The organism is Actinotalea sp. (assembly GCF_041597215.1).
GTDB lineage: Bacteria > Actinomycetota > Actinomycetes > Actinomycetales > Cellulomonadaceae > Actinotalea.
Genome location: NZ_JBFHHB010000246.1, coordinates 1 through 4,573, shown reverse-complemented (window position 1 = coordinate 4,573; position 4,573 = coordinate 1). Strand labels below are relative to the sequence as shown.

Annotated in this window: 7 protein-coding genes; all 7 read left to right on the top strand. The window is 70.9% G+C overall.

The window, feature by feature from the left end:
• Nucleotides 1-92: 92 nt before the first annotated feature.
• Nucleotides 93-548, top strand: a complete 456-nt coding sequence (locus ABWK99_RS13820; RefSeq protein ID WP_372595281.1) for a cell division protein SepF — start codon at nt 93-95, stop codon at nt 546-548.
• A 4-nt stretch (nt 549-552) separates the two neighbouring features.
• Nucleotides 553-834: a YggT family protein gene (locus ABWK99_RS13815; protein WP_372595280.1), complete on the top strand. Its 282-nt coding sequence runs from the start codon at nt 553-555 to the stop codon at nt 832-834.
• 118 nt (nt 835-952) lie between these two features.
• Nucleotides 953-1,648 (top strand): DivIVA domain-containing protein, encoded by a 696-nt coding sequence (locus ABWK99_RS13810; protein ID WP_372595279.1) that lies wholly within the window; start codon nt 953-955, stop codon nt 1,646-1,648.
• Between the two features lie 104 nt (nt 1,649-1,752).
• A complete protein-coding gene (locus ABWK99_RS13805; RefSeq protein ID WP_372595278.1) occupies nt 1,753-2,217 on the top strand; it encodes a TraR/DksA family transcriptional regulator in 465 nt (154 codons plus the stop codon).
• Nucleotides 2,218-2,219: 2 nt separating this feature from the next.
• Complete coding sequence (gene lspA, locus ABWK99_RS13800) at nt 2,220-2,882, top strand: signal peptidase II (protein ID WP_372595277.1); 663 nt, start codon at nt 2,220-2,222, stop codon at nt 2,880-2,882.
• Nucleotides 2,879-3,808 carry an RluA family pseudouridine synthase gene (locus ABWK99_RS13795; protein WP_372595276.1) on the top strand — a complete coding sequence of 310 codons (930 nt, stop codon included), beginning with the start codon at nt 2,879-2,881 and terminating at the stop codon, nt 3,806-3,808. The genes lspA and ABWK99_RS13795 overlap by 4 nt, the downstream gene beginning before the upstream one ends.
• 48 nt (nt 3,809-3,856) lie before the next feature.
• Nucleotides 3,857-4,573: PHP domain-containing protein (locus tag ABWK99_RS13790; protein ID WP_372595275.1), on the top strand; the 717-nt coding region annotated here is incomplete at its 3' end.

Below are 4,573 nucleotides of genomic sequence, written 5' to 3'. Positions count from 1 at the left end.
GGCGGACGGCACTGCTGGGTTAGCGTGAATGCGACCGGATCGCCGCCTCGGCAGCGGTCCACCGTGGACCGTACGGAAGGTGGAGGCCCCTCATGGCCGGAGCGCTGCGCAAGACGATGCTGTACCTCGGGCTGGCCGAGGAGGACCGCGCTGCCGCGGAGGAGTACGTCGAGTACGAGGACGAGTACGTCGACGAGCCGGTGCACAGGGCCGAGGTGACCGAGCTCCGCCCGGTCGCACGTACCACCCGGGTGTCCAGCGAGCTGCGTCGGATCAGCACGATCCACCCCCGCTCGTACAACGACGCGCGAGTCATCGGCGAGGCCTTCCGGTCGGGCACCCCGGTGATCATGAACCTCTCGGAGATGACGGACGCGGACGCCAAGCGGCTCGTCGACTTCTCGGCCGGCCTGATCTTCGGTCTGCACGGGGCGATCGAGCGAGTGACGAGCAAGGTCTTCCTGCTCTCGCCCGAGAACATCGAGATCGCAGGCGAGGAGCAGGTGGCAGCTCCCGGCGAGCGCGCCGGCTTCTACAACCAGAGCTGAGTCGATGTTCCTCCTGCGCCTGCTGTACCTCGTCGTCTTCCTCTTCTTCATCCTGCTGTTCGTGCGTCTCGTCCTGGACTGGGTGCAGGTCTTCGTCCGGGACTGGCGTCCGCGGGGGGCGATGCTGGTGGTCGCAGAGGTGACCTACACGATCACCGATCCACCACTGAAGGCCGTGCGCAAGGTGGTGCCGCCCCTGACGCTGGGGTCGGTACGGCTCGATCTCGGCTTCCTCCTGGTGATGCTCGCGTGCTCCATGCTGCTGACCTTCCTCGGCAGCTTCTGATATTGCTGGCGTGGCGTGGGACCGCAGGTCAGCGCGCACCCGCCAATCTCCGCTACCGTGGGCCCGGGGGTCGGCGGACTGCCCGGGCCACATGAGTACGAACGAACGAGGTGAGACCATGGCGCTGCTGACCGCAGACGATGTCCTGAACAAGAAGTTCCAGGCGACGAAGTTCCGTGAGGGCTACGACCAGGACGAGGTCGACGACTTCCTCGACGAGGTCGTCTCGACCCTCAAGGCCGTCGCCGCCGAGAACGACGACCTCAAGAGCAAGCTCGCCGCCGCCGAGCGGCGTGTCGCCGAGCTCAGTCGGGGCGAGGCCGCACCGGCCTTCGGCGCCTTCGAGGCTCCTGTCGCAGCTCCCGAGCCCTTCGTCGCCCCCGAGCCCGAGCCCGAGCCGGAGCCCGAGCCGGCCCCTGCTCCGGTGGCGGCGCCGGTCGCCGCCGCGGCTCCTGCCGCCGCACGGGTGAACGAGCCCGAGTCGGCCACCGGGATGCTGCAGCTCGCGCAGAAGCTCCACGACGACTACGTCCGCTCCGGCCAGGAGGAGGGCGACCGGATCATCACGGACGCCAAGACCAAGGCCTCGCGGATCGTGCGCGAGGCCGAGGAGACATCGAACCGGACCCTCGCGCAGCTCGAGCAGGAGCGTGGCCTCCTGGAGCGCAAGATCGACGAGCTCCGCGTCTTCGAGCGTGACTACCGCACGCGCCTGAAGAGCTACCTGGAGAACCTCCTCGGCGACCTGGACGCCCGTGGTGCGTCCGTCGCGCCCCGCGCCGGCGGGGAGCCGGGCATCTCGTTCAACGACTGAGCATCGCCACGACGCACCACACCGGCACGGTCGGTGTGGTGCGTTGTGCGTCCGGGCCGCGCGGTCTAGTCTCGCGTGACTTCTTCACCTACTGGGGAGCATCGATGGGCAACGAGAACACCAAGGGCGCTGCCCAGGGCGACACCGTCGCGTCCGGCGGTCGCGAGACGCTCGTCGCCGCCTTCCCCGTCCGCGAGGGGGAGACCCCCTGGACGGTCGCCGAGGTGGACGAGCTGCGTGAGGAGCTCGTGGTGGAGATCGCCCGGTTGCGGGTCGAGCTCTCCGACGCCGACGCCGAGCTCTCCGACCTGCTCCGGAACTCCGGGGACGGTGCGGGCGACGACCAGGCCGACTCCGGCTCCAGCGCGCTGGAGCGCGAGCAGGAGCTCACGATGGTCAACAACACGCGAGACCTGCTCGAGCAGAACGAGAGTGCGCTGCAGCGCATCGGCCAGCCCGGTTTCGGCACCTGCGAGTCCTGCGGATCGGCCGTGGGCAAGGCCCGGCTCCAGGCCTTCCCGCGCGCGACCCTCTGCGTGACCTGCAAGGCCCGCCAGGAGCGTCGCTGACCGTGCCCCGTGCTCCCCACCCCCGGGTGGCCATGCTCGCCGTCGTCGCCCTCGTGGTGCTCGTCGCGGACCAGCTCACCAAGGTGTGGGCCCTGGCGCGACTCACCGAGGGGGAGCGGACGCCGCTGATCGGCGACCTGCTCGGTCTCCAGCTCATCTTCAACCCCGGTGCCGCGCTGAGCTTCGCCAGCGGGATGACCTGGATCTTCACGGTGGCCGCCGTCGGGGTCACCGTGGTGATCGTCCGGGTCTCGCGACGGCTCGGCTCGGCCGCATGGGCCGTCGGCCTCGGTCTCCTGCTGGGCGGAGCGCTCGGCAACCTCGTCGACCGGCTCTTCCGGCCCCCTGGCTTCGCCGTGGGCCACGTCGTCGACTTCATCGCCTACGGGCAGGTGTTCATCGGGAACGTCGCGGACATCGCGATCGTCGCGGCGGCGGTGCTCATCGTGCTGCTGAGCCTGCGGGGGATCACGGTCGAGGGTCTTCGCGTGTCGGACGCGCCGGAGGGCGAGCCGGTGGACGGTCCCGCGGACGGGGCGGCGGACGCCGCCGAGGAGTCCGGAGCGGGCGACAGCACGAGCGGGCCCGTGGCGCCGGCGGTCGAGCCGCCCGACGGCTCGGGGTCCGCAGCCGGCGCGCGCCCGTCGACGACCGAGGGCCGGTGAGCACCCGCGAGCTGCCGGTGCCCGACGGGCTGGCAGGCGAGCGGGTCGATGCCGCGCTGTCGCGGTTGCTGGGCGTGTCCCGGACGCGGGCTGCCGAGCTCGCCCAGTCCGGCGCCGTCCTCGTCGACGGGCGTCCGGTCGGCAAGTCCGACCGCCTGGTCGGCGGCAGCTGGCTCGAGGTCGACCTGCGTGAGGTCGACGGCGAGGCCGCCGCCGTGGACCCTCAACCGGTCCCCGGGATGCGGATCGTCCACGAGGACGAGGACGTCGTCGTCGTCGACAAGCCCGTCGGGGTCGCTGCCCACCCCTCGCCGGGCTGGACGGGGCCGACCGTCGTCGGTGCGCTCGCGGCGACCGGGCGCCGGATCTCGACGTCCGGAGCGGCCGAGCGCCAGGGGGTGGTGCACCGGCTCGACGTCGGCACCTCCGGGCTGATGGTCGTGGCCAAGAGCGAGCGGGCGTACACCGAGCTCAAGCGTGCCTTCAAGGAGCGGACGGTCGAGAAGGTCTACCACGCCGTCGTGCAGGGACACCCCGAACCGACGACGGGCACGATCGACGCCCCGATCGGTCGGCACCCGGGAGCGGACTACCGTTTCGCGGTGACTGCCGCCGGCAAGCCGTCGATCACCCACTACGAGGTGCTCGAGATGGTGCCGGCGGCCTCGCTCGTCGAGGTCCACCTCGAGACCGGACGCACGCACCAGATCCGGGTGCACATGTCGGCCGTGCGCCACCCCTGCGCCGGTGACCTCGCCTACGGGGCCGACCCCGCCCTTGCGGCCCGGGTCGGGCTGCGTCGGCAGTGGTTGCACGCCGTCCGGCTCGGTTTCGACCACCCGGGCACCGGGCAGTGGCTCGAGGTCTCCAGCACCTACCCCGAGGACCTCGCCGCGGCATGGGCCGTGCTGCGCGACGGCGCGTGAGGTCCGCCACGTCGGCACCGGTCCGTGCTGTCGGCGGGGCGACCTAGGATGGCCTCCATGGCCGCTGCGGGAGATTTCGTCCACCTCCACGCGCACACCGAGTACTCGATGCTCGACGGCGCGGCGCGTATCGAGGAGCTGCTGACCGAGGCCGAGCGGCTCGGCCAGTCGGCACTGGCGATCACCGACCACGGGTACCTCTTCGGGGCCTTCGACTTCTGGCAGCGGGCCACCAAGCACGGGATCAAGCCGATCATCGGCGTCGAGGCGTACGTCACGCCTGGCACGAGCCGCTTCGACCAGACCCGGGTGCGCTTCGGTGACGGCGACCAGGCCGGGGACGACGTCTCCGCGCGAGGCGCGTACACCCACATGACCCTCGTCTCCGAGACGACCGCCGGGATGCACAACCTGTTCCGGATGGGCTCGCTCGCCTCGCTCGAGGGGCAGATGGGCAAGTGGCCGCGGATGGACCGCGAGCTCATGACGACCTATCACGACGGCTTGATCGCCTTCACCGGCTGCCCCTCGAGCGAGGTGCAGACAAGGCTGCGCCTCGGCCAGTGGGACGAGGCCGTACGCACCGCGGGAGAGCTCCAGGACATCTTCGGCAAGGAGAACCTCTTCGTCGAGCTGATGGACCACGGGCTCGACATCGAGCGGCGTGTCATCCCCGACCTCATCCGCCTCGCCCGCACGATCGACGCCCCGCTGATCGCGACGAACGACCTGCACTACACGCGCAAGGAGGACGCGCACGCCCAT

Excerpts from the sequence above, each read along its gene's own strand:
- ABWK99_RS13820 (WP_372595281.1), top strand. The coding sequence starts at position 93 with ATGGCCGGAGCGCTGCGCAAGACGATGCTGTACCTCGGGCTGGCCGAG.
- ABWK99_RS13815 (WP_372595280.1), top strand. The coding sequence starts at position 553 with ATGTTCCTCCTGCGCCTGCTGTACCTCGTCGTCTTCCTCTTCTTCATC.
- ABWK99_RS13810 (WP_372595279.1), top strand. The coding sequence starts at position 953 with ATGGCGCTGCTGACCGCAGACGATGTCCTGAACAAGAAGTTCCAGGCG.
- ABWK99_RS13805 (WP_372595278.1), top strand. The coding sequence starts at position 1,753 with ATGGGCAACGAGAACACCAAGGGCGCTGCCCAGGGCGACACCGTCGCG.